The following is a 22,697-nucleotide window of genomic DNA, read 5'->3' as shown; positions in this document are numbered from 1 at the left end:
CTGATCTGGCCGAGCCGCCAGCGACCGGCGTTAAACCGCCAGCCGTTGGCGTGTCATGCTCGATGTGACCGTCCGCCTTGCCCTGCGACCGATTGCTACCCTTACAGAGACACCAAAAAGGACATTCCCATTGAATGACACGTTTACCATCAATAGCATCTCCAGCCTGAACAAGGTGCTGGAACTTGAGCGCCCCGCCCACCCGCTGATCACCGTGTTTCATCACTCGCAGCTCAAAAGTCATTCCCTGCAAGGGCGTCACTTTTGCTTTGAACTCTTTATGGTGTCGCTCAAGGACGGGGCCACCTGCAAGTTTGGCTATGGTCATACCCGCTATGACTTTGACGAGGGCACGATGGCGTTTATGGCTCCGGGTCAGACCATCGCCATCGAGCAGATTGAACCATCAGACAGAGCCTTTGGCTGGACCATCGCCTTCCACCCCGATCTTATCCGCAACTCGGAGATGGGGCGTAAGATCGAGCACTACAATTTCTTCCACTACGACACTAACGAAGCGCTCCATCTGTCTGCGCGCGAGGTTCGCCTTGTGGCCGATATCGCGGCGAATATCGAGCTGGAATGCGGTAATAATCTGGACCGTCATAGCCAGATGTTGATCCAATCCAATCTGGAATTGCTGCTCAAATACAGCGAGCGTTTTTACGATCGCCAGTTCTATGTTCGACGTGATCTCAACCGGGGCCATCTCAATCGGTTAAATGCTTTTTTGCACGACTATTACCAGAGCGAGCAATGCCTAGACAAAGGCATTCCAAGTGTAGCGCTGTGTGGCAAAGAACTGGGCCTGTCTCCCTACTACCTAAGCGATCTGCTCAAGCGGGAGACTGGCAAGAATGCCCTCGAGCACATTCATCTGTTCATCATTGAACGCGCTAAGTCGTTACTGCACGATGGCAACATCAGTATTACCCAGATAGCCTACGACCTCGGATTTGAGTACCCCCAGCATTTCTCCAAGCTCTTCAAGGCGAAAACAGGTTTGAGCCCACGCGCCTTCAAAGCTCAGTCATAAATTAGGGCAATGCCCAATGGGCTGCCTATTAGAAGCAAAATTATGAAAGTATTGATCGTTGGAGCGACCGGTATGGTCGGTCAGGGCGCGCTCAAAGCGTGTCTGGAATCAGATGATGTATCACAGGTCGTCCTGCTGGTACGAAACCCCATCACCCTAGTATCGAGCAAGGTACAGCAGATCAAGGTCGCAGACTTTGAACAGATCCAGCACAGTGATGCCTTCCAAGCGCTGCGTGATCTTGATGCCAGCTTCTACTGCCTCGGTGTCACCTCGGCTGGCTTAACCGAGGCGCAGTACTTGGCCATCAACCATGGCTTGACGCTAAAGATCGCCAAGCTGTTAAAGCCCCACAATCCCGACTTGGCTTTTATCTACGTCTCCGGCACCGGCACAGACCGAACCGAACAAGGGCGGGCCATATGGGCGCGGGTGAAAGGCAAAACCGAGAACGATCTGGAACGAGTCGGCTTTGCTGCTTTCCACGCATTTCGACCGGGTTTGATCCAGCCTCTCGATGGCATTGAGTCCAAAACCAACAACTACCGATTAATGTACAAGTTAATGACGCCGCTTTTTCCTCTGCTCAAGCGGATCGCGCCGAACAGCTATGTCACCACCCGACAGATGGGCAATGCAATGATCAACGCCGTTCGAGATCGTGCCACTCCCGGCATCGCTGAGGTGAAAGAGATCATCCAACTCGCCGCAGGCACAGCGAAATAGCACTTTGTCAAAGCAGAACTGCGTCGAGATAGCGCCTCGTCGAATGAGAGCCCGCCCTATTTAAAACCAACATGAGACCCATGAAAACCGTAACCTTTTTGAAAGAGCACCCGCTTTGTACCCTGTCAGCTTTGGCATTGGTCGCCCTGTCCATTGTCACTTGTGGGAAGGGCACGCACATTGATAACCTGGTTATCCAGAGTGCTCAACCCGTTTCCTCGTACCCTGACTCACGCGATTTCACGCCGGTTAAGACGTCCGACCAAATCAGAGAACATGGGCCGGTGGTCGGTAACGTCTATTACCCCTACCTGATTGGCTTGTCCCTGAATGATGCCATCAACAATGCATTTGAAATCGGACACCTAGATTGCTCCTAAATCGACAGAGCATGGATTCTAGCGCACAGTCTGTTGAGACAACCAACACTGGCTTGCAAATTTGCAAGCTAAGCTTTCAAATTTGGATATTTTGAACGGTCGTTCACGTCTCTATACTGAGTCCATCAGTTAGCCAATGAGAGTTCAGACCATGAAAAAATTTCCGCGTCAATATCAATACCCACTGATGATCTCCATGGTATTGCCATCAATGCTATTCGGTATGCCTGCCATCATGGCTTACCGCCATCTGCCCGAGGGCATGAGCTTCTTCGATGCCTGGATGGGTATGCTCGGTCAGGTGCTACCTGCCGCTGCAATGTTACTGGCGATCGTCGCCCCAATAGTGCGCCTATTCGTAACCCAAGTGTTGTTGCAGCCAGCAGCTAATGCAACCAACAGCTAGTGCAATCCATCAAAACAAAAAATAAGAGTAATCATCATGAGTGAACAACTGCTTCGCGAAGTCATTCTAATCAGCATCGTATTCGCCATTGTTGGCGCGGTGATGTTTTTCCTGCGCAATGCACCATTAACCACCGGCCAGAAAGTTGAAAAAGCGTTAGCGGGATTAATCGGTGGCTTCTTAGTGATGGCGGGGACCGTGAAGTTTTTCGACCCGTTCACCACCATGTTTACCTCGCAAATTGCCTACAGCGGCCTGCCATTTCCGACATTGTCTCGCTGGGCTGGCCAGCTTGGTGAAATCAGTGCTGGTGCGTTGATGCTGCTGGTACTTATTCGCGGCAGCAAGATGACCAATATCGTCGCTGACAAGCTGATGCTAGCTGGCACAGGATTGACCATGATCATTATGACCGTCGCTATCTACGTTCACCTAAACCCAAATGTGCCAGCTACCGTTTTGCCGCTGCAGTCAAAGCCACCGGTAATGACCTTAATCGTGATGGCATTGACCGCCTTTAATTTCTACCTGTACCGCCGTAACCCTCAGCAGCGTATAGGCTAACCACTTTTCTTCACGGCCAGTTTAGGCTGGCCAATTGCTAAATACCCAAATGGAGTAACAGCAGATGAACAACTTTACTATCCACAACCTAGACACCGTGCCTGAATACAGTAAAGCCAAACTTGAGCAAGTGAAAAAGCAGTTCGGCATGATCCCAAACCTATTGGGTGTGCTGTCTGAAGCCCCTGGGATCCTTGATGGCTACTTAGCACTTCATCAGCTATTCGCTAACAGCTCATTCAATGCTGAAGAGCTAACCGTGGTATGGCAAACCATTAACGTAGAGCACGAGTGTACCTACTGTGTACCGGCTCACACTGGCATCGCTCACAGCATGAAAGTAGACCCTGCACTAACTGAAGCTCTGCGTAACCGTCAGGTAATGCCTAGCGAGAAGCTGCAGGTGCTGCATGACACCACGTTAGCCATGGTCCGTGCTCGCGGCAATCTTACCGAACAGCAGATGCAGACCTTCTTTGATGCAGATTACACTCAGCGTCAAATGCTGGAGATTGTGCTTGGTCTATCGCAAAAGGTAATCAGCAACTACGTAAACCACATCGCTGAGACCCCAGTAGATAAGGTGTACGAGAAGTTCGCTTGGGAAAAGTAAACTCGAGACTTTGCCTATATCGAAGTTAACCAAGAAGACCACCGATTGCGGTGGTCTTTTTGTAACTGCAGACAAGTACAAAGCTGGATGAGATCTCTATCACCTTAGTGATAGTTGCTAATTGCACCGAAGAAAATTACCGCTAAAATAATTTGGTCAACTAACCAAAAATGAGTTCGCCATGCAGAAACGCCGCAGCATAAAGCAAGCTAAGTTGCTTGCCAGCGCACAAAGCCTGATCCATCAGCAGGGACTTCATAAGACCACCCTAGCCGACATTGCTGAGGACTCCGGTGTCTCAATTGGCAACATGTATTACTACTTTAAAACCAAAGAAGACATTTTGCGCGCGGTTGCAGGCTCTCAGGTCGAGCAATTCAACGATATGGTGGCAGCTTTTAAGACATTGCCAAGTCCGCGAGCACGGTTGGCGGCTTTTATCGATGAACGCACCAAGATTGCACCAGAAGTAGCCAAATGGGGTTGCCCGATTGGTAGCCTCATTCAGGAGATCGCCAAGTATGATGTTGACCTGCAAGACGGCCACAATGCCCTGAAAGCCCGCTTGAGCTGGGCAGAGCAACAGTTTTCACAGATGGAAGTAGCACAGCCGGCAATGTTCGCTCAGCGTTACGTTGCCAGTTTGCAGGGTGCTTGCCTGCTGGCTAGCACCTACCACGACCCGAGCATCTTCATTGAACAGGGCGAACAATTAAAAGCCTGGTTAGACACTCTCTAACCTAAGAGCGTGAGTTGTTAAGCTGAAGCCAAGGCTTCAGCTTTTTTGGGAACCTCAATTTAGTTGGTTACCCAACTTTATTGAGTAAGAACATCAAATTGCTAATAAGCATGGAGTTTATGATGAGAAACACAGTCCTTAAAGGTCTGCTAATAGCCGCTGCACTCGGCTTAACAGGCCAAGCTACTGCAGAGCCCGCCGGCGTCGATAAAGAGTTCGTGGGATCTAAGAAGTGCCGCGCTTGCCATAGCGAACAGTACAATCAATGGAAAGACACCCGTCACGCTAAGGTGCTGCGCCAGCTCTACACCAAAGACAAGCACAGCATCAATGCCCCTTGGGGTACCGAGGCTGAGCCCAAGGTTATCTATACCTCGAATCTAGATCGCAAGTTCACCCTGTTCATGATAGGCAAAAAGTACTGGGTAACCATCCACGATAAGTTTGATGCGAACCGCGACCAATCTTATCAAGTAGATGCTGTGGGCTATACCGCTCAAACCATGTTCTTCACCCGTGACGTGAAAACCGATTCAATGTTGAATCTACCGTTCAACTACTGGAACGAAAGCACCAAACAAGAGCGCTGGGGTAACTCTTTCGACCTATTTTGGTACGAGGAAGATGGTTCATTGGCTTCTAAAGAGCGCCGCGAAACCTTCGACCAGTTCAACCACCACGAAAACCGATGTGCGGTATGCCACATGACCGGCTTTGAGGTGGAATCTTGGAAGGAGTACCCGAAACTCGGACGCTCTGCGGATAACACCAATATCTGGAGTGGTGCTGAATTTGGTATCGGTTGTGAAAAGTGCCACGGCCCTGGCAGTAAGCACATTAAGAGCCGCAACAAAGCAGACATCGTTCACCCTGAAAGCATGATGGACGACTCAGGCAGTGCCGAGTGCGATCAGTGCCATCAATCTGGTCACTCGATTAATTACAACAATGGTTTTTGGAGCGAGTTGCCGATCGAGTTTGATGCTAACAATCCAGAAGGTAAAGGCCATCACTGGACTCCTGGCGAAGGTAAACTGGACGAATACTACGTGGCTAACGTACGTAAAAAGTGGGCGGGCACTGAGTACTTCCAGCAAGGTAAGTCTTACACCATGCAGTTGATGGATACTAAGCACTTTGAAAATGGCATGACCTGTAAAACCTGCCACGATCCGCATACCCAGCAGACTCGCAAGCCTGCTAACGACATGTGCCTTGAATGTCACGATGACGGTAAAACCACCAAAGCTCACCAAGGTGGTGCTCACGTTCAAGTGTCTGCCAACTGCATCGACTGCCACATGCCATACGGCATGATCAGCTTCCTGCGTTCCACCCGTTACGACGGTCGTTTGCACGTGTTCAAACCGATTCAGCCTAAAGAGACTCTGGCGCAGTTTGATTACTTGAAGTCGTTTACCAACGAAGATGCCGATCCAGAAGCCAAGCTGACCAAGTCTTGGAAGCAGATCACCGCTGACTTTGGCGGCTGCTATGACAGCATCAAGTTTCCTAAGAATGTGCACTACTGTACTGATTTCGATTTAGTGCCTCATGCCTGTGCTAGCTGCCACCAGTCTGAGCGTCCGCGCCCAGGTAAGTTTGATGACAACGAGCGCGAAAAGCTGATTAAAGCGCAACAGCGTTACGAAAAGCTGCTGCAGCACCAACATAAATCTCAGGATTTTTGATGGATAAAAGCCCCAAGCCTGTGCGCTTGGGGCTTTTTATTAGGAGAAACAAATGGGCAAGACCAAACCGATAACCATCGCTTTCGATGTCTATGGCACTTTGATTAACCCCCACGGTGTACTTACGCTGCTCACTGAAATGATTGGCCAGCAAGCGGTGTCAGTTTCGTTATTGTGGCGCCAAAAACAGCTGGAATACTCGTTTCGTCGCGGCTTAATGAACAGCTATGTGGACTTTTCAATCTGTACTAAGCAGGCGCTGCAGTTTGCTTTAACTGAACACCAACTGACTCTTAGCGATATTCAACTCACTGAGCTGCTCGATAGCTATAAAACCCTACCGTGCTTCGCCGAAGTGAAACACGCCTTAGAGCAACTGCGGGCGATACCAAACATTACGCTGTTTGCCTTTTCCAATGGCAGCAGAGAAGCCATCGAAACCCTATTTGATTCGGCAGGGCTAACTCACCTCGTTGATGGCATTGTTAGCGTAGAAACCGTGGCCAGCTTTAAGCCGGACCCTAAGGTCTACCAGCATTTCATTGAGGTTACAGACTCAGTTCCTGACTGTACTTGGCTTATCTCATCTAACCCTTTTGATGTGCTAGGCGCCAAAGCGGCAGGATGGCACAGCTGCTGGCTACAACGTGATAGGCAAGCCAATCTCGACCCATGGGAAATTCAACCAGACAAGGTGATCAACCACTTAACTTCACTGGCGCCAGCCATTGAAGGATAAATACAACGCATTGGTTTGTAGTGGCACTGCAAATCCAGTTTCAACAGATCACATGCCATTGCGCAACGGGATAGAATTAGATGACTTCGCAGGATATTAAATACACTGCAGAAACGGCTCAAACCGATGTAAAAATCACCGGCATACTGCTAAGTGGCTTTATCTCGTTTCACATCATCATGCTGGCAAGTGTGCTGATTGGCGAACAGTGGTTAGCCTGGGTCATGAACACGTTAAAGCTTAGGTTCCTCTCTGCTGATGGTATGGGCTTTGACTGGATGGTGCCAGTATTAGCAGGTAGCTTAGGGCTCGTGCTTACATTGCACTTGGTTTTTGTCTGGTTTCGTAAACAAGCGCTACCGAAAGCCAGCCAACTGCACCGTCAGTTCAATACCCAGTTCTTAACCGGCGTGCCGCTGATGTTTGTTGCAGGAGCTCATTTACTGCTGTTGGTGGCGGCGAAAACAGAGTTTACTCCGGCATTGGCTGCTACACGAGTCTGGCTTGAAGGCGCTTGGCTAATCTACTTTTTCTTGGTGTTGTCCATGGCGCTCAAGGCGTTGCTAACATCCTCATAAAATCAAATAACACCAACAAATTCCGCTGGATTTATACTGCGGGATTCGTTTTAGTGGTGTGTGGTTGCTTAACTTTAATCACATAGCCTCATTGCTTTGATCACCGCTCTTGTTCGTAGGAATCGTTTTGAAGTCTAAAGAAATGACCAATCTATATTGGTTTTGCCAAGCGGTGGCCCATGGCGGTTTTGCCGCTGCCAGTGCAGCCACCAATACCTCAGCCCCAACCATATCTAGAGCCGTTGTAGGCCTGGAGGAGGCGGTCGGAGAAAAGTTGCTGCACCGCAATGCCAAGCTGTTTCAACTAACGGCTGCTGGTGAGCGTTACTACCGCCAGTTTTCGCCGATAATGAAGAAGCTGGAAGAGGAGTGGGACAGCTCGTTAAGCAGCAGTACGGAGTTGACAGGTGATATCCGCATCTCCTGCCCGGAACCGTTTGCCGATCACTTTCTTCAGCCTGCGGCGTTTGCCTTTATGCAGCAGCACCCTAAAGTAAACATCCACATCGACTTTGCTTCGGATGCGCAAAACTTCTTTGAAGACCAGATCGATTTGGCTATCTCTACCAACCCACCAACAGTGATGGATCTGATCCAGCGGAAGTTGTTTCAGTTGGACTTAGCTTTAGCTGCTTCACCAGCCTATTTGGCAGAGCATGGCACCCCAAAAAGTCTTGCGGATTTACCAGCGCATAACCTGTTATCAGGCAACAAATTAGACTACTGGGAGTTTATGGAGCAAGGGGAGTTGGTCCGTATTAACCCGCGGTCAAAATACTCTATTGATAGCCTTCGCCTAGTTATGCAGGCGGCCATCGCTTCGATGGGGGTTTGTTTGATTCCGCTACAGGCATTAAAACCCTGCCTCGAACAAGGCACGCTAGTGCAACTAATGCCTGATACTAAACCCATTGCAGGGGCAGTCTATATGGTGTGGACGGACAGAAAACTCGAATCCGCCAGATCCAAAGCCTTTCGGGAAATGTTGATTGAGCGACTAAGCGATGAACAGGCGTTCGTTACTAATATCGCTGACAGCTAGTGTGCAGAAAAAGGGAAATGTGGCATTAGCTATGGTAGTCCTCCCTTTTTTAACTGAAGCTAAAACTAGAGGGAAAGCGGCCATCAACGGTGGTCGCCCATTGTTGGCTTTGTGTGGCCGTTCATGGTTGTAAAATCAAAGCCATTCCGTCGCATAGTCCTGCACCTCTTCAATTGATTCGAACAGGTGCTTGCTGACTCAACTGTAACGTACTGTTTTGTTATGTAGCTCGATGTAAGCGTTCTGCTGAGGCTTGCCAGGTTGAATGTACTCAACTCTGATTTCGTGGCTTTTGGCCCAATTAACAAACTCAGCACTGACAAATTCAGGCCCATTGTCACAGCAGCCCTAGTGAATTGGCTTTTAACTGCTTCGCATAAAAACGATTTCGAAAGTCGCTCTAAAGCACCTTGCTTTGAGGTTTCACTTCGATGAAACGCCGATTGCCATTATCAATAACCGCAAAGTCGGGGGTATAGCCACATTGACGGCGATTCAGGTGTAAAAGAAGCCTTGAGGTTGAGGCTCGAACGAATCAATGCTGGAGGAGTATTCGAAATGAAAACAGGCATCAAACTCTAATGATGACTCGACAGTCATAACAGAGTTCATTTTAGAGCTAGCAAAGCGGAAGAGGTTTTTAACCCTTGAGTAACCAAGCTTACGGCGATACATCTACTTATGCCTATAATGTAGGAATACTACATCAAAACTTAGTCTATGCAGCTTTATGTTTCTACTATGCAGACTTATGGTTCAAACGACAAATAGATGTCGCTTGAAGCATAAGCCTGCATAAGCCGCCACCAACAATCATACACTTGCTAGCCAATCTGAAGCGAAACCTTGCATAACAATGAAGCAAAAAGCTTCATAAGGTTCCGCTTCGTCCTGAAGCTGTCTTGTAAACTTACAACTGTTACACATTGCAGAACCACAAAAGATATCACCTCTTAACAGGTGGCTGCTTTTAGTGTGTCACTACAAGTATTCCACGAAAACAAAAACGGGCAGCAATGAATACCGCCTATTTGGAGCAAGTGATATTGGCGGGAACCAATGGATTGGACAAAAACTGAACATGCGTGCTCTCGCCCTGCCTGTCGTACTTAATTCTGTTACACCAGCCGATGCCCAGAATTACCAGTTCAGGTCAGGATATACTATCCTCAGTAGCGCACGGTGATTAACAAGGAGTAAATCATGAGTAGCAACACTCAGATCAGTGTAAAATGCAAATCGTGTTTAGGTAAAGGTACGATTGGTGCTGGGGGAAAACAATGCTCTTCATGTGGCGGCGACGGTCACGTAGACGCAAAGCCTGACACAAGTGGGGAGGCAGTAAAATGCGGGCAATGCAAAGGCACAGGTCGCGTGTTTGGAGTAAAATGTGCAGGCTGAAATGGTTCCGGCTACGCTAACGCAACCGCTAATTAATAACAGTCCACGAGCATTGTCATAATGCCAATGTATTAGCCATAAGCTCTATTGTCAATGCTCGCTCTCAATTAGAATCACATTGTTCTTCCATGCTTCGTCAATATCAGTCCTTTGATTTAGTGCTGTTGACTTTAACTCAGGCAGGGTAGGCCGAACCAGTTTTCGTGGATAAATTATTGACTCTGCTAACCGTCTACTTGGGTCGTTAGAGAAGCAACAACTTGAGTGGTACTCCTTCTTTCTAATCGCAGTCAATAGTAGAGTTAAAACAGCCACCATTGGATGGCTCACTAAGCCAGCCTGCTCTTATGAGGTTCATATCATTTTGGCGATTCGGTTGGATCTTTTTTAGGCAGTTCTGGGCTAGATCGACGCGAACACAACTCAAAGCCCTAACTACGCACAATTGGAGTTATGTTCAACAACTTTTCTTCCGCAAATTAAGCTCTATTTTGCTGCCAAAACATATAGAAAATAGGGATCGGACAGTCATAGCGAGGATAATCAGATTCAATCCTTCAAGTGAAAAGCCCCCAGAGATCGCTGAGGGCTTTTCGTAACCATCTACCTCTTCGGCAGAAACAGGTTCTTTGTCTTGGTTGCTTTCTTCACGGCCTACTCTCAGCTGCCTATACGGCAGTTCACCGTTCATATTAGCTATCAATACCACACAGATTATAGCTTTAAGTCCATACGGTTGTTGGAGAGCCACTAAGCTGTTTAGTCTACCTGTCAGTTGCCCTGCCGAGCTTTTTCAGAGCCATCAAGGTGGCATAAATGCCCAACTCCGAGCTCGAGCATGAAGGGCTGAACGTTACACCTGCTGTTGAGCCGCTACGTGCAAGCAATACGCGATCACTTTCTTCCTTGTAAGCTCTTCCAGAACTTCGAGACGTAGATTTTTTTGAGGACATAAAACCTTCCATTTCGAGTCAATGATAACGGATATAGACGACATCTCATTCAACACAAGATACCTTTTCTGGCCTTTCCCCAGCACCTGCAGGCGATTAGTTTGTCGCTGCGAACTCATGCCAACGACTCCTCCATTTTAGCCAGACTCTGACCAGAGAAACCTTTGAAGGTCAAATTCTGAGCCCGTACCTGAGCAGGCAACGTGATTCCGCATTCCAAACAAAATGCCCAGGTGGGCATCGAGAACTTCATAGTAATCTATTCAGGTTCGACAGCAATGTACTTCTGGACTTAGTTGCTTTACTAGGGAGCTAGTATCAGTTGCCTATACAGCAGTTTACATTGATGCTGATGCCGCTGATCGATAGCTGTCTTTCTCAGCTGCCCATACGGCAGTTCACATGTTGCTGTATCAGAATTGCACTTTTGTACTTTTCCCAGCTGCCTATACGGCAGTTCACACATTGTGCCCGACCAACCCGAGCATCGATGATTTCCCAGCTGCCTATACGGCAGTTCACATAGCTTCCACCCCGGCGGCTCCGTACCATTGATTTCCCAGCTGCCTATACGGCAGTTCACTGTCAAGTCTAGTATCAAAACCTCCGTGGGACATAGCTTTCGCCCCTTGACGGCTCGAAAACCTTCTTTTCGGGACTCCCATTAAGACACTGAAAATTAATGATAATAATCATATTAATCAAAAAGGGTTCGTCCACGCGGTAACTCAGGCTGTGTCCCTTGATGTATCAAATTTGTCGCCAAGCCATATTGACCAAAATCTTCCGATACCAACTCCAATCCAACTTTTCTTTGGATATGAAGAAGATATTGTTGGCTACTGCTCTTGCTATGCATCAATATGCTGTGGAAGGCTTCTAACTGGCTAGCTTGACCCGTTTCTGCTGGAGCAAACACCTCCCCTCGTGCTTCAGCCCTGCGCTTTGCGCGCTCTAACCTTCGACGTTTCTCACCGGGAAAGCACTTCGCGATATTTTGATTTCTCTTAAACTGAATCTCCCGACAGCCCTGCGGAACTGGTTTAAGTTTAGAGCGTTCAAAAAGTTGATCTCTTTCCATCATTTCAAAGTAGCTTTGCTTCCGAAGCTGACCCAGAAAACCAACATCTTTACCGACAAACGCAATTGTCTGGCCAAGTGAGGATTCCGTCCAATCAGGAAAGTTAACACCGATTCCTGTGAGCTGATGACGCGACAAAAAACCGTGTAGTACCGAGATGCAGCGCCCGGCCAGCAATGCAAAATCAGCACGCTTTGCCACATAACGAATGGCAAAGAAGTATCGTTGCTCCATCAGCCTTTCCCTTGTTGAAACAAACCGCCTTTGAGCAGTACCGACATCAGATAATGAATTTCGTTTGGAATATCACTGCCATCGTCCTTCTCGCAACCACGTAGTCGACGAATGTAATACGCAGTACGTTTTAGATGCTGATAGAAATCCCGACCAGTAACAGGATGACGCAGTGCGACTAAAGCACTTTTGTTGGCTCCGTACTCATGAACCCGCAGAGGAATGTCGGCATCGTCATCCCACCAATCATCTATCGACTGCAGAGCCGCCCCAACTTTTTCAGCATGGAAGCTGGCCGCATAGTTACCATCAATGCATTCAACCTTCGCTAGCTGCTTAGAAGGAATACCTCGCTCAACATTTTCGGTAAATTGTTGACTGGGGTGGATCTCTTGGCAGAAGGCAACTTTCAGGGTGGCTGTCACGGTCGCAAACCAAAACTGATTGGGATCACTCAATGCCTCAGACAGCTCTAATGCAAGCCCTTCTAACGCAGAGTTTGTCGACTCGGGCCAAGAGCTTTGCCAGTCCAGTCGCCGCGCATCTTCAATTTCGTAACACGAGCCACTGGCAGTGAGAACCTGTATCGCTGTTCCCATTGTTTGCTGATTACGCCAAAGCCAGGTGCCCATTAGCATGTTCTTGGCGTAGCGACGCGCTAGCTCTTGATAGCCTCCAGCCAGCCTGTAGCCCTCAGCCAGCTTTACAAGCCAACGATTGACTTTGGGATCGTCGCTAAGATTCGGGGCTAACGAGTTGGCTTCGACCCGTAGCGAAAATCTACATTGAAGTTCATCGACCAGAGGGGGCACGTAACAGGATTCAATGGTGTGAGGGTTTCCAAATGCCAAGTCTTTGGTCTCACTCTTCTTTGCCCTGAACTGTGCATCGTAACCCTCCCCATAACTACACTTCTGGCCGTTTATTTTGTTCACTTCGACAGGCAGCGGGACAAAATCGCTATCTTGAGTTTTATAGAAGAACACCGCCTTACCGGGGGATAGCGAACGGGTGTAGTTAAGATGTCTGCCCAATTCCATAGAACAACTCCAGCAGAGGGGCCTTTTTCAAAAGCATAGCTCGATCGGTCACATCCATATGCCAGAATGCATTTTCTAGGAAGTGCTTTAGTCCAGCAAAGCGCACCTCAATTGGCCCAATGCAATCAACTAAACCAATCGCCGGCTCGGCATAGCAATGCGAAGATTCCACACTACCTGCACGACACTGCAGCTCTTCCAATGCCACAAACCCTGCAGAAACAGGCCGGTAGTTTTGCTTCTTTGTCAGCAACGGTCCCAGATCGTCTAAACAAGTGATTTTCTCATCTGTTGGATAAACCCAGCACCCTCCTCGAGGTAGTCGCACAAGCTCATCAAACAACTCCTGGGGAGATGTATGAAGCTTACACCACTCGGTACATTCATATAGACATGGCGGCTGCAGACAACCTCCTGCAAAGTTTGAAGGGAATGCCGCTTGCACCAAATTAAACTCTGCTTGGGTTAAAGGCTCAACTTCTGGAGGCGTCACGACTTTAAGCACCAGCTCCATGGTGATATCACAGAGCTTACTATCAAGAATTCCGGGTCTCTTGATCTCCGATTGCTGTCTAAGCTTTCTAGGGGTATTCGGCTCTGGCAACTTCTTGCTGTCGGAAAGGTTGTACTGCCGAATAAACCAAGCGACATTGACGATTTGTATCGGTCGCCCTAATCGCTCTGTCAGCCTACGTTCAAAATTATGCGTTAGTCCCCAAAGGGCTGACAGTGACGGAATTCCAACGACATAAGGGTTACTTTGTGCTTGCGCATCAAATACTCGCAAACCTGATAAGTGCAGATAACTCATCGTCGCCGAAGTACTCGAATGGTCATCTTCTCTCGCTAATTGACCCAACAACCATTTCAGCTGACTTTTCAAAGGTGACATCAACTGCGGATGGTAAGCATATGCTTTACCACGGCCAACGACCTGCAGCTCTTCCTGTAAGCGATTCGATAATGGATCCAGTAACTCTGGTAGGTCTGCCTGTGGCGTTTCTAGCAGCCCCCTTTCGAGTCCGTTTTCTAGGTTTAGCCCTGTCTTTTCTCGCTCAAGCGCATCCCGCCATTCCAACACTGGTGCTAACCACTGAGCCAGAGCTTTTCGGACTGTTCGTAATGCCTCAATTCGTGACTCTCGCTTAGCCCGTAAGGTCTGGAACCCTTGATTGCCGATGAGTTGATCCAGCGCAGCAACGAAACGCTTATTTTTCAGAGCTGTAAGATCGAATACCGAACGCCCCTGCTGAGCTTGCTTGCTCCGGGCCCCCGACAGCCCTTCAGCTTTACTCAAATATACAGGTGGTGGGTAAAACAATGCTCGTACGCGTCCGCCTTGACTAGCAGTTAAATCCCCAACAGCAGCAGGGTGTGCATGCTCAATAGTCGTTGCCCTAAGCTGATGGCTATTGGCCAGTTGTTGGATCTTACTTTGTAGGCTGTGGCTAACCACGGGCGTCAGCGAACGATAGCGGTGTCCATCAAACATCCTAACCTGTTTGGAGTACGGGCTGACTTCATTAGGCGTTGAAGTTTCGGGCAAGCAATCACTAAGCCTTTGGCTCAACCGCTTCCGCTGCTCTGCAGGCAGGCATCGTTGCGCTAATCGCGGCAGCCACTTCGATGGATGTTGAATGATTTCACGTACCAAACAAGTACTCCTCCCAGCCATCAGGAATGCGGTGCAGAATAGCTTTGAGCGGTTTATCTCGGTGCTGTTATGAGACCATCCAAGTAACTCCGGCTCTTCACTAGAGCTAATCACGCCTAAAGTGGCTTCTGGACTTGGCAATATCAAACGCTGGTGACTGACTCGCGAATCTGGATATTTAAGATTGTGACTATGGAACCATTTCACCTCGTTCACGCAGTGCTCAAAATGAACCGGATCAGTTAGCGCTTGCTTGGCTTGAGCGACGGAGAGTAAATCCGTGACGTCTGCCCGCTTAAAGGTGAGATTGCATAAGATCGTAAGAGCTTTTAGTTCGCTGCCCGACACCTCAATCAAGGCCGTAGCCGGCGAGAAGGCGCGTCGTAACTGCTTGTCCCTTTCTTCTCGATCCCTTACTGCTAATAGTTCATCAAGATGCATGAGCTTCACCAAGCTGGCAGATAGCGATCACCGCTATCATTCTGTGACTGCATTCGTGCCAGCCGAAGTTCCATTACGTCCCTCAGCCGAAATGCTGGCGTATAAGTTTCCAGCTTGCTCCTCCCTTTAGGTCGCACGGCCAATACAAGGAAACCTTCCTGGTACAGGCGATAAACCGCTTCCGCATTACTAGAGAGCACGGCTGCTGCCTCCACCAGACTCAAGAGAACATCGCCGACATTGGCTTGCTTGGACTGGGCGTTATTTCGAACCAGCTCGGATAGGTAATCAATAATGGCCTTCAAGACGAAGTTTCGTCCTAAGTCCCGCATTGGTAACTTTCGAGCATCCAGCAACAACTCGCCGAACACCTCAGCAAACAATGTTCGGTTGTAGCTCTTCACCAACCGCAACTCCGCATGCTCCCGTCGTAGTTCCAACCCGTCAACCAAGCCTTGTGGCCAGCCGTTGAAGAACTCAATAGCCTTGCTGATTGCCTCTTGCTCAGTAAGTTCACAGCCAGAAAACGCCTCAAACCACTGCAACGCTCCAAAACGCACAGACAGGTTAATGGCAGTGGATAAAGGGTCTGTGCCCTCAACGGTCTCCCCCGAAACTAACCGACTAAGCTGTAACGTCTCAGTTGTCGCCTTCTCCTGCCCTGCAAAACGCAAGTCGTAACCACAGTGGCAATGAGTTATCAGCTCGTTGTTCTGGTAATCCAAAAGCTCCCCACAACCGGGGCAATTACTGATTAACGTAATACCATGCTTATGACAGACGCTGTAGGGTTTAAAGTGCCAACGTTGACGGATATAGGGCTGCTCATTTAGGCATGCAGGACAGACAGGGATTCCGCATAAACGGATAAAGCTACGCGGAATATCAATACCATCACGAAACACCGCTGCACGACGTTTACCGAAAGTGGCAGATGAATGCATCAACGCAAGCTTGAGCAGCGGCAACTCCCCCGAATGGGCCAATTGCTCAAACAACTGGATGACTCGAACCCGAAGGCCACTGCTGCGATTAGCATGGAATACATTAAGCAAACCAAGGCTAAGCGGAAAGGCCCCCGCAGCTCGATGGTCATGCTCCTGCAGCCACTCGTGCACCACCGCACTAAACACCTGATACGACTCAAAGCCATTCTCCTCTGCCAAACGGAGCAGATAGCTTTCAAGTGACTCGTCAACAAAGGGCTTTGGGGTTATCAACAATTCCATCAATACACCAGACTAAGCATTTCTTAGTTTAGCTTAGGTCGCGCTCAGCGCTTGTAAAGCAAGGAGAACAAAAAGTAGTTAATGTGCTTTGATGGCGACACAGACTAACTGAAGCCGAGAGTCGCCGGCTCCAATCGCTTCGCAAGCGTCGACTATCGGCCAGAAGCGGACATTCGACCATCGAGTGTAAGGCTTTGCTCAGCGGGAGCTATTTGGTTGCAATAGCCAACCAAACGGTTGCGATCCGCCTATCGCGGCTTGTTATGTACGGCAGATAAACAATACGACCCCAGATAAGGCAAGAACTAGCCAAAACCAATAGTATTGCTTATCTTGTGACTCCAACTCCTTATCCAAATTAGCGAGCATAGTATCAACTGAGCCTTTCGCCGTGCCAAATCGATTGAGCATCACCTTTCCGTCAATCATTTTGACGAAATCTTGCCGCTCGCTCACAAACTTACGTAACTCGGACGGGCTTACTCCAATTGCATTGGAGAGCGAAATTACGCCAGTGCCTTGGCGTCCGGCACTTTCCAGGTGCCTCAGAACACGTTCGACTTTCTCTCTATCCATTTACTCCTCCATGAGTAAGCGGTACATCACACGAATGTTAATGGGGCGCGGCGCGCTTTTTGCCGCGTCCCTCATTGAATGTTTTGTTAGCACTTGGGCAATATAAAAATCTTATAATTATGATTGCCCAATTACTCTATTAATAACAAAATAAAACAACCAAATAACTTTAAACTAAACATCACATAATTAATTAGATCTGTTTAGATAAAAATATGATAAATGAGATTATTATAATCAATCCAACAAGAACCATTATCGTAAGAGTCTTAGATTGAGTCATCGATTGAATCAAGCCATAAGTAGTTGTACTTTTTGCTATTTCTTCAACAGTGATTTTTTCTTCAGAATCTTTGTCTTGTTTCTTATCCATAATTCATATCCTTCTAATTAGATGGATTATTAGTGCTAACAGTTTAATATGCGGCAAGATGCCGCGTTTCTACAGATAGTTTTTGCCGCGTATCAACATTCACACCTTAGCTCCAATCTGCATATAAACCATTGAATATATGCAACATTAACCTCAAGTGCTGGCATATTCAACAGCAGCTTTATGCGCCAAAGTGACCCATCGTCTGGGCAAAGGCGGCATTTGCCCTGAACTGGATAAAATGACAGCCTTTTGAGCCCCGTTTGTCACACAATGAACCGGCCATCAATGACCGCAATGGGCACTTTGCCGTCGTTCGCACCGCCAACACTTAACTGGAACACAGCCATGGGTATACAGTATTTTTTTGCCTGAAGATCGCGCAAACACTTGTACTAAACATGGATGAAAGTCATGCTTTACCGACATTACGTACAGCAGGGATTTGGTGTGGAAACGGCTCTCGACAAGCTTAGAGGTAGTCCAATCTTCACTTCGGCAGAGGCTGACGCCATGGGCGTAAGCCGCAGCAGCCTTGCGCATTGGGTCAAGATGGGCAAGCTTGAGAAGCTCCGACGGGGCCTTTACTGCTGGCCAGACCGAGATATCTCAGAGCACTCCGGGATCGCAGAAGCTGTGAAGGCCGCCCCATCAGCGGTCGTGTGCCTGCTGACAGCCCTGCGCCTCCACGAGATCGGCACCCAGCAGCCATTTCAGGTGTGGCTAGCGATAGAGCCCAAAGGCCGGGTGCCTGCCATCGACTGCCCGCCGATCCGAGCAATCCGACTGTCGGAGCACTTGAGAGACTTTGGCATCGACACCATAGAGATCGAGGGCGTGCCGGTCCGAGTGACCTCCATCGAGCGCACCCTGGTGGAGTGCTTCAAGTTCCGGTCCAAGATCGGCCTGGACGTCGCCATGGAAGCGCTCGTCGAAGCCCAGCGGAGCAAGCGGATCGACCACGGCAAGCTCTGGGCCTATGCCGGTCGGCTTCGAATGCAGCGGGTCATGATGCCATACCTCGAAATGGCGTCTTTTAACTGACTTGTCGCATGAGATAGGTGCCGACTTGTCGCACGAGACAAGTGGCCAAAACAAAGGGGTAAGTGTGGATGGTTCGCTACGAAGTAGGTGACGCAACTCGGCTTTTGATGCGAGCCGCAGAACCCCAGGTGAAAGGCGCCATCGCGTACCTAGCCAATGAGGGCAAGGGCAGGCTCGAAGGGCTTTTCAAAGCTGAAGGGGGAGTCATTTGCCAGGGCCGCGAGGTTGCCATCATGGCCGATTACGTCCGGAACGATATCCGGCATGACGACCTCGCTGCCAAGCCAGAAGAGCGGGCTGTCGTGGATGCGATCCACAAAGTGGCTGAGATCATTGAGAGAGAGGGACTCCAGGGACTTACTTCCTTCCCTGTCTACCATAGCGGCTCTCCGCTAAGGGCGCTTCTGAGTCATGGCCACATGAAGCTGCAAACTGTCACAAGGAACCACCGGTGAAAGGGCAAACTGTCACAAGGAACCACCGGTGAAAGAGCCAACTGTCACAAGGATCCACCGGAAAAAGGCTAACTGTCACAAATAACCACCGATAAAAAAGCCAACCGTCACAGAGAACCACTCATTTCATGGCCTGCTATGCCCTGAAAGCGCATCAAGACGCCCACGGAAGGTGAATTGCGCACAAAGTGTCACAGAGAACCACCTGGTCAAAATCAAAGTCTCACAAGAAACGACCGAGAGTGCTGGCCGGTAGTGTTCAGATTTCTGTGTCATTTGCTTAAAATCAATCCAAAAGGAATAGCGAATGACCAAACCTACTTTCGACATGGAAGCCGCCATTGAGGCACTTCGCTCAGGCCAAGACCTGACCGGTAAAGATGGCATCCTGACGCCCCTCATCAAACAACTCACCGAAGCTGCCCTCAAGGCCGAGCTGGACCAGCATCTGGCTGAGGATGGCTCCAATAATCGCAAAAACGGCAAGACTCCCAAAAGGGTCAAAACCGCAGCGGGTAGCTTTGAACTCAATACACCTCGAGACCGAGACGGCACATTTGAGCCTCAGTTGGTGAAAAAGCATCAGACCCACCTGACTGATGAAATGGAACGCAAGATCATCGCTATGTTTTCGTTGGGCACTAGCTACCAAGATATCCGTGCTCATATCGCGGACATGTACGACATCGAGGTCTCTAACGGCACGATTAGCGCCATCACAGACAAGTTGCTACCCGAGCTACAGGCTTGGCGAGAACGGGATCTTGAAGCCCTGTACCCCATTGTCTGGCTTGATGCTATCCACTACAAAATCAAAGAAAATGGCCGCTACGTCACTAAAGCGATTTACACAATTCTTGCTTTGAATGTTGAGGGAAAGAAAGAGCTTTTGGGCTTATACCTGTCTGATAATGAGGGCGCCCACCACTGGCTCAGCATCCTGACCGATCTCCACAATCGTGGGATTAAAGATATCATCATCGCCTGCGTAGACGGCCTCAAAGGCTTCCCTGAAGCCATTGCGACTATCTTCCCGAAAACCGAAGTCCAGCTCTGCATCATCCACCAGATCCGAAACTCAATGAAGTACATTGCCTCAAAGAACCAAAAGGCCTTTATGGCTGATCTGAAATGCGTTTATAAAGCTGCTACGCTCGCCGCAGCAGAAACAGCTCTGGACGAACTGGAAGCCAAATGGGGTGAAAAATATCCCGTCGTTATCAAGTCCTGGCGAAGCAAGTGGGCGCTGCTCTCAGCGTACTTTAGATACCCGGACTACGTGCGACGAGCCATATACACCACTAATGCTGTTGAGGCCGTGCACCGCCAATTTCGGAAGCTGACCAAAACCAAAGGTGGCTTTGCCAGCGAGAACGGTTTACTCAAGCTTCTCTACGCCGGTATATTGAAGGCGTCGGAGCGCTGGTCGCACCCCATCCAGAATTGGAATTTGACGCTGTCTCAGTTGTCGATCCACTTTGAGGGTCGATTGGACGAATACATCGACTTGTGAATTAGATTACTGACACAGAGTTATGAACACCCTCTGCTGGCCCCCAAACCACTAACAGTCGCTTACGGCCAGGAGCGGCCATTGGAACTATTACTCAGAAGATCGACACCGATGTACTGTCAGATATACTAAAATCACCAGTTAATCGAATTCCCACATATACTGGCCACCGATTCCATAAAACACATTCTCTTTGAATTGGAATGGTTCACTAGCTTCCAAATTCATCTGTGTTAGTAGTTCACTAGGTAAAATCGGCTGACATTTGCAATCTAGTTTATTAATCGCGTTGATGAATTTGCGATCGGCCGTGACAAAATACTCAATGTCATTAATTTCAGCTGTCCAGAGATGAAATGCATCAATGTATTGTTCTGTTTTTTGTAACTTCTTACACATTTCTTGATATCTCGATACATTACGAATATTTCGCAACATATCATCAGTAGCATTTTTAGACTTTGCTACCTTTAGTGCACTTTCTTCAATTCCCTTAGTGTTAAGCCATTTGCAAAAATTGGCTACAGAACGTGTGTATAAGTACTCATTCATGAACGCTTGGAAATAATATGAGCGTTCTATCGCAGGCTCAACTTGCTTCATTACTGAATTAGGAAACAAGTTGCCTAGATTTGAACCAGAAGCCGAGCCTTTCCTTTTCCAGTTTTCAAAATCTAATTCTACATATCTAAAAGCTGATATATCTCCAGCTATTATCAGCTTTGAAACAGTTGGTAGGGCTCTGAACTCACGCCTTAACCAGCTACCATCCTCGCCAACTGGGTCTTTTCTCCGATAACCTATAACGCCATTGCTTCTCGTTGGCCTCATTATGTCTCCATAAGTCACAATGTTCTGGTCTACTAATATAGTAGGCATAAGATTACCCCTGTTGAGTCTAGTTCCTGTAATGCCAGACAAATTTGATTTTATTTGAGTGCCTCTGAACGTTATACACTACTCCCGCCTTTTGCCTCTAAGAAAGTCGATGGTTGTTGTGTATCCAGCCAAATCAATTTGAAATGTTTCTGCGCCACCGTATGGCCAATGGTAACCTCTAATCGTAATTTTAGTGCCACCCTTCAACAATGAGTCCAGCTCATCATCAAGAGCCACGCAACCACTTACATTTGTTTCAATTGGGTCATGTTTATCAACCCTTATCATTGCTTTTTTTCCTGGGTAGTCATGGCCCGCGACGCATAAAATCTCTTCTTCTGCCTTGGATATATTTAGCCACAGATATATGTTTGCCGATAATCTAATTTTCCCAAATTCATCTGTGTTCTTATATGCTTTTCTATCAACCGTTATTTCTTGATCATCATTCATTTCATCCACTTTAATTAAAAAAGACCATCTATCCTTAAATTTTTCGACATCATATGGCTTACCAATGACTCCAGAACCGTCAGGCCATAGGAGACCTGTATACGGACCCAGTTTCAGAATTTCTGCATCGGACGCGAACACGCTAGTGCTTATAAATGACGAGGCAACAACAGCTAGTATTTTGATCTGCTTTTTATTCACAATGATGTTCCTTGTACATAATCCTTTAATATCACGCACGTTAGCTTTGAATGATGCTTTTTTCAACAGGGCATTTTGAAATAAAGTGGCCCCTCGCTAGTTCATGCCAGAAATTTCTAAGTGCCGTGTAAAAACACCAGTAAGTTAAAGGCGATGGAGCACTAAATCTCGTCTAGCCAATGACCGGAATGGGCACGAAGGCGTCTGAAGGCAACAACATAACCGGCTCCAAACGGCCACGAGCGGTCATTCAAAGTAAGGGGCGTTTGGCAAAAGAAACCAACTAATCATCAAGAAGCGATCTAAGGTCTTGTGGAATTGGCATTGCTTTCAATGGACTCACATTCGTGCCCCCCGTATTACCAATAGGAACCCAGAGCCGCGAAAACAATATCGAAGCAAGGATCCGCATGAGTTGCCCTAGCACCTCTTTGCCACTTTTGGTTTTAAGACCGATCTTCAGCATCCACCAATGCGATTTGGTATGGGGAATAACATAGGATTGTCCTAGGATATGGCTACGTTCCAGATGATAAAATGCTGCAGTGTAGTCTCCAATTTTGTAATACCTCATTGCATGTTGCATCTCGGCCTGAAAAGCTCGTTTTAGTTTCAATTTCATAGCTACAAATCATCTCAATTGACACCCTAGCTAG

23 protein-coding genes and 1 pseudogene are annotated in these 22,697 nt (G+C 48.2%); 12 read left to right on the top strand and 12 right to left on the bottom strand.

Annotated elements, in window-relative coordinates:
- The first annotated feature begins 130 nt into the window (after positions 1-130).
- Positions 131-1,036, top strand: a complete 906-nt coding sequence (locus tag HER31_RS01965) for a helix-turn-helix domain-containing protein (RefSeq protein ID WP_202983589.1) — start codon at positions 131-133, stop codon at positions 1,034-1,036.
- 42 nt (positions 1,037-1,078) lie between these two features.
- A complete protein-coding gene (locus HER31_RS01960) occupies positions 1,079-1,762 on the top strand; it encodes an NAD-dependent epimerase/dehydratase family protein (RefSeq protein ID WP_168659032.1) in 684 nt (227 codons plus the stop codon).
- Between the two features lie 230 nt (positions 1,763-1,992).
- Here HER31_RS01960 and HER31_RS18885 read toward each other — a convergent pair whose 3' ends face one another.
- Entirely contained in the window at positions 1,993-2,127 is a 135-nt protein-coding gene (locus tag HER31_RS18885; RefSeq protein ID WP_275060706.1) for a hypothetical protein, read from the bottom strand.
- A gap of 166 nt (positions 2,128-2,293) precedes the next feature.
- Here HER31_RS18885 and HER31_RS01955 point away from each other — a divergent pair, with 166 nt between their 5' ends.
- From HER31_RS01955 to HER31_RS01920, 8 genes are all read left to right on the top strand, one after another.
- A complete protein-coding gene (locus tag HER31_RS01955) occupies positions 2,294-2,548 on the top strand; it encodes a DUF2798 domain-containing protein (protein WP_168659031.1) in 255 nt (84 codons plus the stop codon).
- 36 nt (positions 2,549-2,584) lie between these two features.
- Positions 2,585-3,112: a hypothetical protein gene (locus HER31_RS01950; RefSeq protein WP_202983588.1), complete on the top strand. Its 528-nt coding sequence runs from the start codon at positions 2,585-2,587 to the stop codon at positions 3,110-3,112.
- A gap of 64 nt (positions 3,113-3,176) precedes the next feature.
- Complete coding sequence (locus HER31_RS01945; protein ID WP_168659030.1) at positions 3,177-3,725, top strand: carboxymuconolactone decarboxylase family protein; 549 nt, start codon at positions 3,177-3,179, stop codon at positions 3,723-3,725.
- A 181-nt stretch (positions 3,726-3,906) separates the two neighbouring features.
- Positions 3,907-4,464, top strand: a complete 558-nt coding sequence (locus HER31_RS01940) for a TetR/AcrR family transcriptional regulator (RefSeq protein ID WP_168659029.1) — start codon at positions 3,907-3,909, stop codon at positions 4,462-4,464.
- 119 nt (positions 4,465-4,583) lie between these two features.
- A complete protein-coding gene (locus tag HER31_RS01935; protein WP_168659028.1) occupies positions 4,584-6,155 on the top strand; it encodes a multiheme c-type cytochrome in 1,572 nt (523 codons plus the stop codon).
- Positions 6,156-6,207: 52 nt separating this feature from the next.
- The gene (locus tag HER31_RS01930; RefSeq protein ID WP_168659027.1) at positions 6,208-6,894 is read left to right on the top strand and encodes a haloacid dehalogenase type II; all 687 of its coding nucleotides are present in this window, start codon (positions 6,208-6,210) and stop codon (positions 6,892-6,894) included.
- Positions 6,895-6,974: 80 nt separating this feature from the next.
- The gene (locus tag HER31_RS01925; protein WP_168659026.1) at positions 6,975-7,472 is read left to right on the top strand and encodes a succinate dehydrogenase/fumarate reductase transmembrane subunit; all 498 of its coding nucleotides are present in this window, start codon (positions 6,975-6,977) and stop codon (positions 7,470-7,472) included.
- Positions 7,473-7,599: 127 nt separating this feature from the next.
- Positions 7,600-8,514: a LysR family transcriptional regulator gene (locus HER31_RS01920; RefSeq protein WP_168659025.1), complete on the top strand. Its 915-nt coding sequence runs from the start codon at positions 7,600-7,602 to the stop codon at positions 8,512-8,514.
- A 75-nt stretch (positions 8,515-8,589) separates the two neighbouring features.
- On the opposite strand, the pseudogene HER31_RS01915 reads toward HER31_RS01920, so the two are convergent.
- From HER31_RS01915 to HER31_RS01885, 7 genes and pseudogenes are all read right to left on the bottom strand, one after another.
- A pseudogene (locus tag HER31_RS01915) lies at positions 8,590-8,856 on the bottom strand (transposase); the annotation flags it as partial.
- Between the two features lie 2,709 nt (positions 8,857-11,565).
- Positions 11,566-12,183: a type I-F CRISPR-associated endoribonuclease Cas6/Csy4 gene (cas6f, locus tag HER31_RS01910; RefSeq protein WP_168659024.1), complete on the bottom strand. Its 618-nt coding sequence runs from the start codon at positions 12,181-12,183 to the stop codon at positions 11,566-11,568.
- Positions 12,183-13,223 carry a type I-F CRISPR-associated protein Csy3 gene (csy3, locus tag HER31_RS01905; protein ID WP_168659023.1) on the bottom strand — a complete coding sequence of 347 codons (1,041 nt, stop codon included), beginning with the start codon at positions 13,221-13,223 and terminating at the stop codon, positions 12,183-12,185. The genes cas6f and csy3 overlap by 1 nt, the downstream gene beginning before the upstream one ends.
- Positions 13,201-15,318, bottom strand: a complete 2,118-nt coding sequence (locus tag HER31_RS01900) for a type I-F CRISPR-associated protein Csy2 (RefSeq protein WP_168659022.1) — start codon at positions 15,316-15,318, stop codon at positions 13,201-13,203. The genes csy3 and HER31_RS01900 overlap by 23 nt, the downstream gene beginning before the upstream one ends.
- A 5-nt stretch (positions 15,319-15,323) precedes the next feature.
- The gene (locus HER31_RS01895; protein WP_168659021.1) at positions 15,324-16,547 is read right to left on the bottom strand and encodes a TniQ family protein; all 1,224 of its coding nucleotides are present in this window, start codon (positions 16,545-16,547) and stop codon (positions 15,324-15,326) included.
- A gap of 261 nt (positions 16,548-16,808) precedes the next feature.
- Entirely contained in the window at positions 16,809-17,123 is a 315-nt protein-coding gene (locus HER31_RS01890) for a hypothetical protein (RefSeq protein ID WP_168659020.1), read from the bottom strand.
- Positions 17,124-17,316: 193 nt separating this feature from the next.
- Positions 17,317-17,496 carry a hypothetical protein gene (locus tag HER31_RS01885; protein ID WP_168659019.1) on the bottom strand — a complete coding sequence of 60 codons (180 nt, stop codon included), beginning with the start codon at positions 17,494-17,496 and terminating at the stop codon, positions 17,317-17,319.
- 414 nt (positions 17,497-17,910) lie between these two features.
- On the opposite strand from HER31_RS01885, the gene HER31_RS01880 reads away from it, so the two are divergent.
- The gene (locus HER31_RS01880; protein ID WP_168659018.1) at positions 17,911-18,540 is read left to right on the top strand and encodes a type IV toxin-antitoxin system AbiEi family antitoxin domain-containing protein; all 630 of its coding nucleotides are present in this window, start codon (positions 17,911-17,913) and stop codon (positions 18,538-18,540) included.
- Between the two features lie 149 nt (positions 18,541-18,689).
- On the opposite strand, the gene HER31_RS01875 is transcribed toward HER31_RS01880, so the two are convergent.
- On the bottom strand, positions 18,690-18,920 hold the full coding sequence (locus HER31_RS01875; protein ID WP_168659017.1) for a hypothetical protein: 231 nt from the start codon (positions 18,918-18,920) through the stop codon (positions 18,690-18,692).
- A gap of 382 nt (positions 18,921-19,302) precedes the next feature.
- Between HER31_RS01875 and HER31_RS01870 the strand changes: the two genes are divergently transcribed.
- Positions 19,303-20,508: an IS256 family transposase gene (locus HER31_RS01870; RefSeq protein ID WP_168659016.1), complete on the top strand. Its 1,206-nt coding sequence runs from the start codon at positions 19,303-19,305 to the stop codon at positions 20,506-20,508.
- Between the two features lie 141 nt (positions 20,509-20,649).
- On the opposite strand, the gene HER31_RS01865 is transcribed toward HER31_RS01870, so the two are convergent.
- The 3 genes from HER31_RS01865 to HER31_RS01855 all read right to left on the bottom strand — a co-directional run bounded on the left by HER31_RS01865 (position 20,650) and on the right by HER31_RS01855 (position 22,663).
- On the bottom strand, positions 20,650-21,387 hold the full coding sequence (locus HER31_RS01865) for a hypothetical protein (RefSeq protein ID WP_168659015.1): 738 nt from the start codon (positions 21,385-21,387) through the stop codon (positions 20,650-20,652).
- A gap of 78 nt (positions 21,388-21,465) precedes the next feature.
- Positions 21,466-22,041 (bottom strand): hypothetical protein, encoded by a 576-nt coding sequence (locus tag HER31_RS01860; protein WP_168659014.1) that lies wholly within the window; start codon positions 22,039-22,041, stop codon positions 21,466-21,468.
- 283 nt (positions 22,042-22,324) lie between these two features.
- Positions 22,325-22,663: a DUF3703 domain-containing protein gene (locus tag HER31_RS01855; RefSeq protein ID WP_168659013.1), complete on the bottom strand. Its 339-nt coding sequence runs from the start codon at positions 22,661-22,663 to the stop codon at positions 22,325-22,327.
- Positions 22,664-22,697: the final 34 nt, after the last annotated feature.

Origin of the sequence: Ferrimonas lipolytica, assembly GCF_012295575.1 — a bacterium.
GTDB lineage: Bacteria > Pseudomonadota > Gammaproteobacteria > Enterobacterales > Shewanellaceae > Ferrimonas > Ferrimonas lipolytica.
Note: the sequence above shows the minus strand (reverse complement) of the source record. Positions and strands in the feature narration are given on the sequence as shown.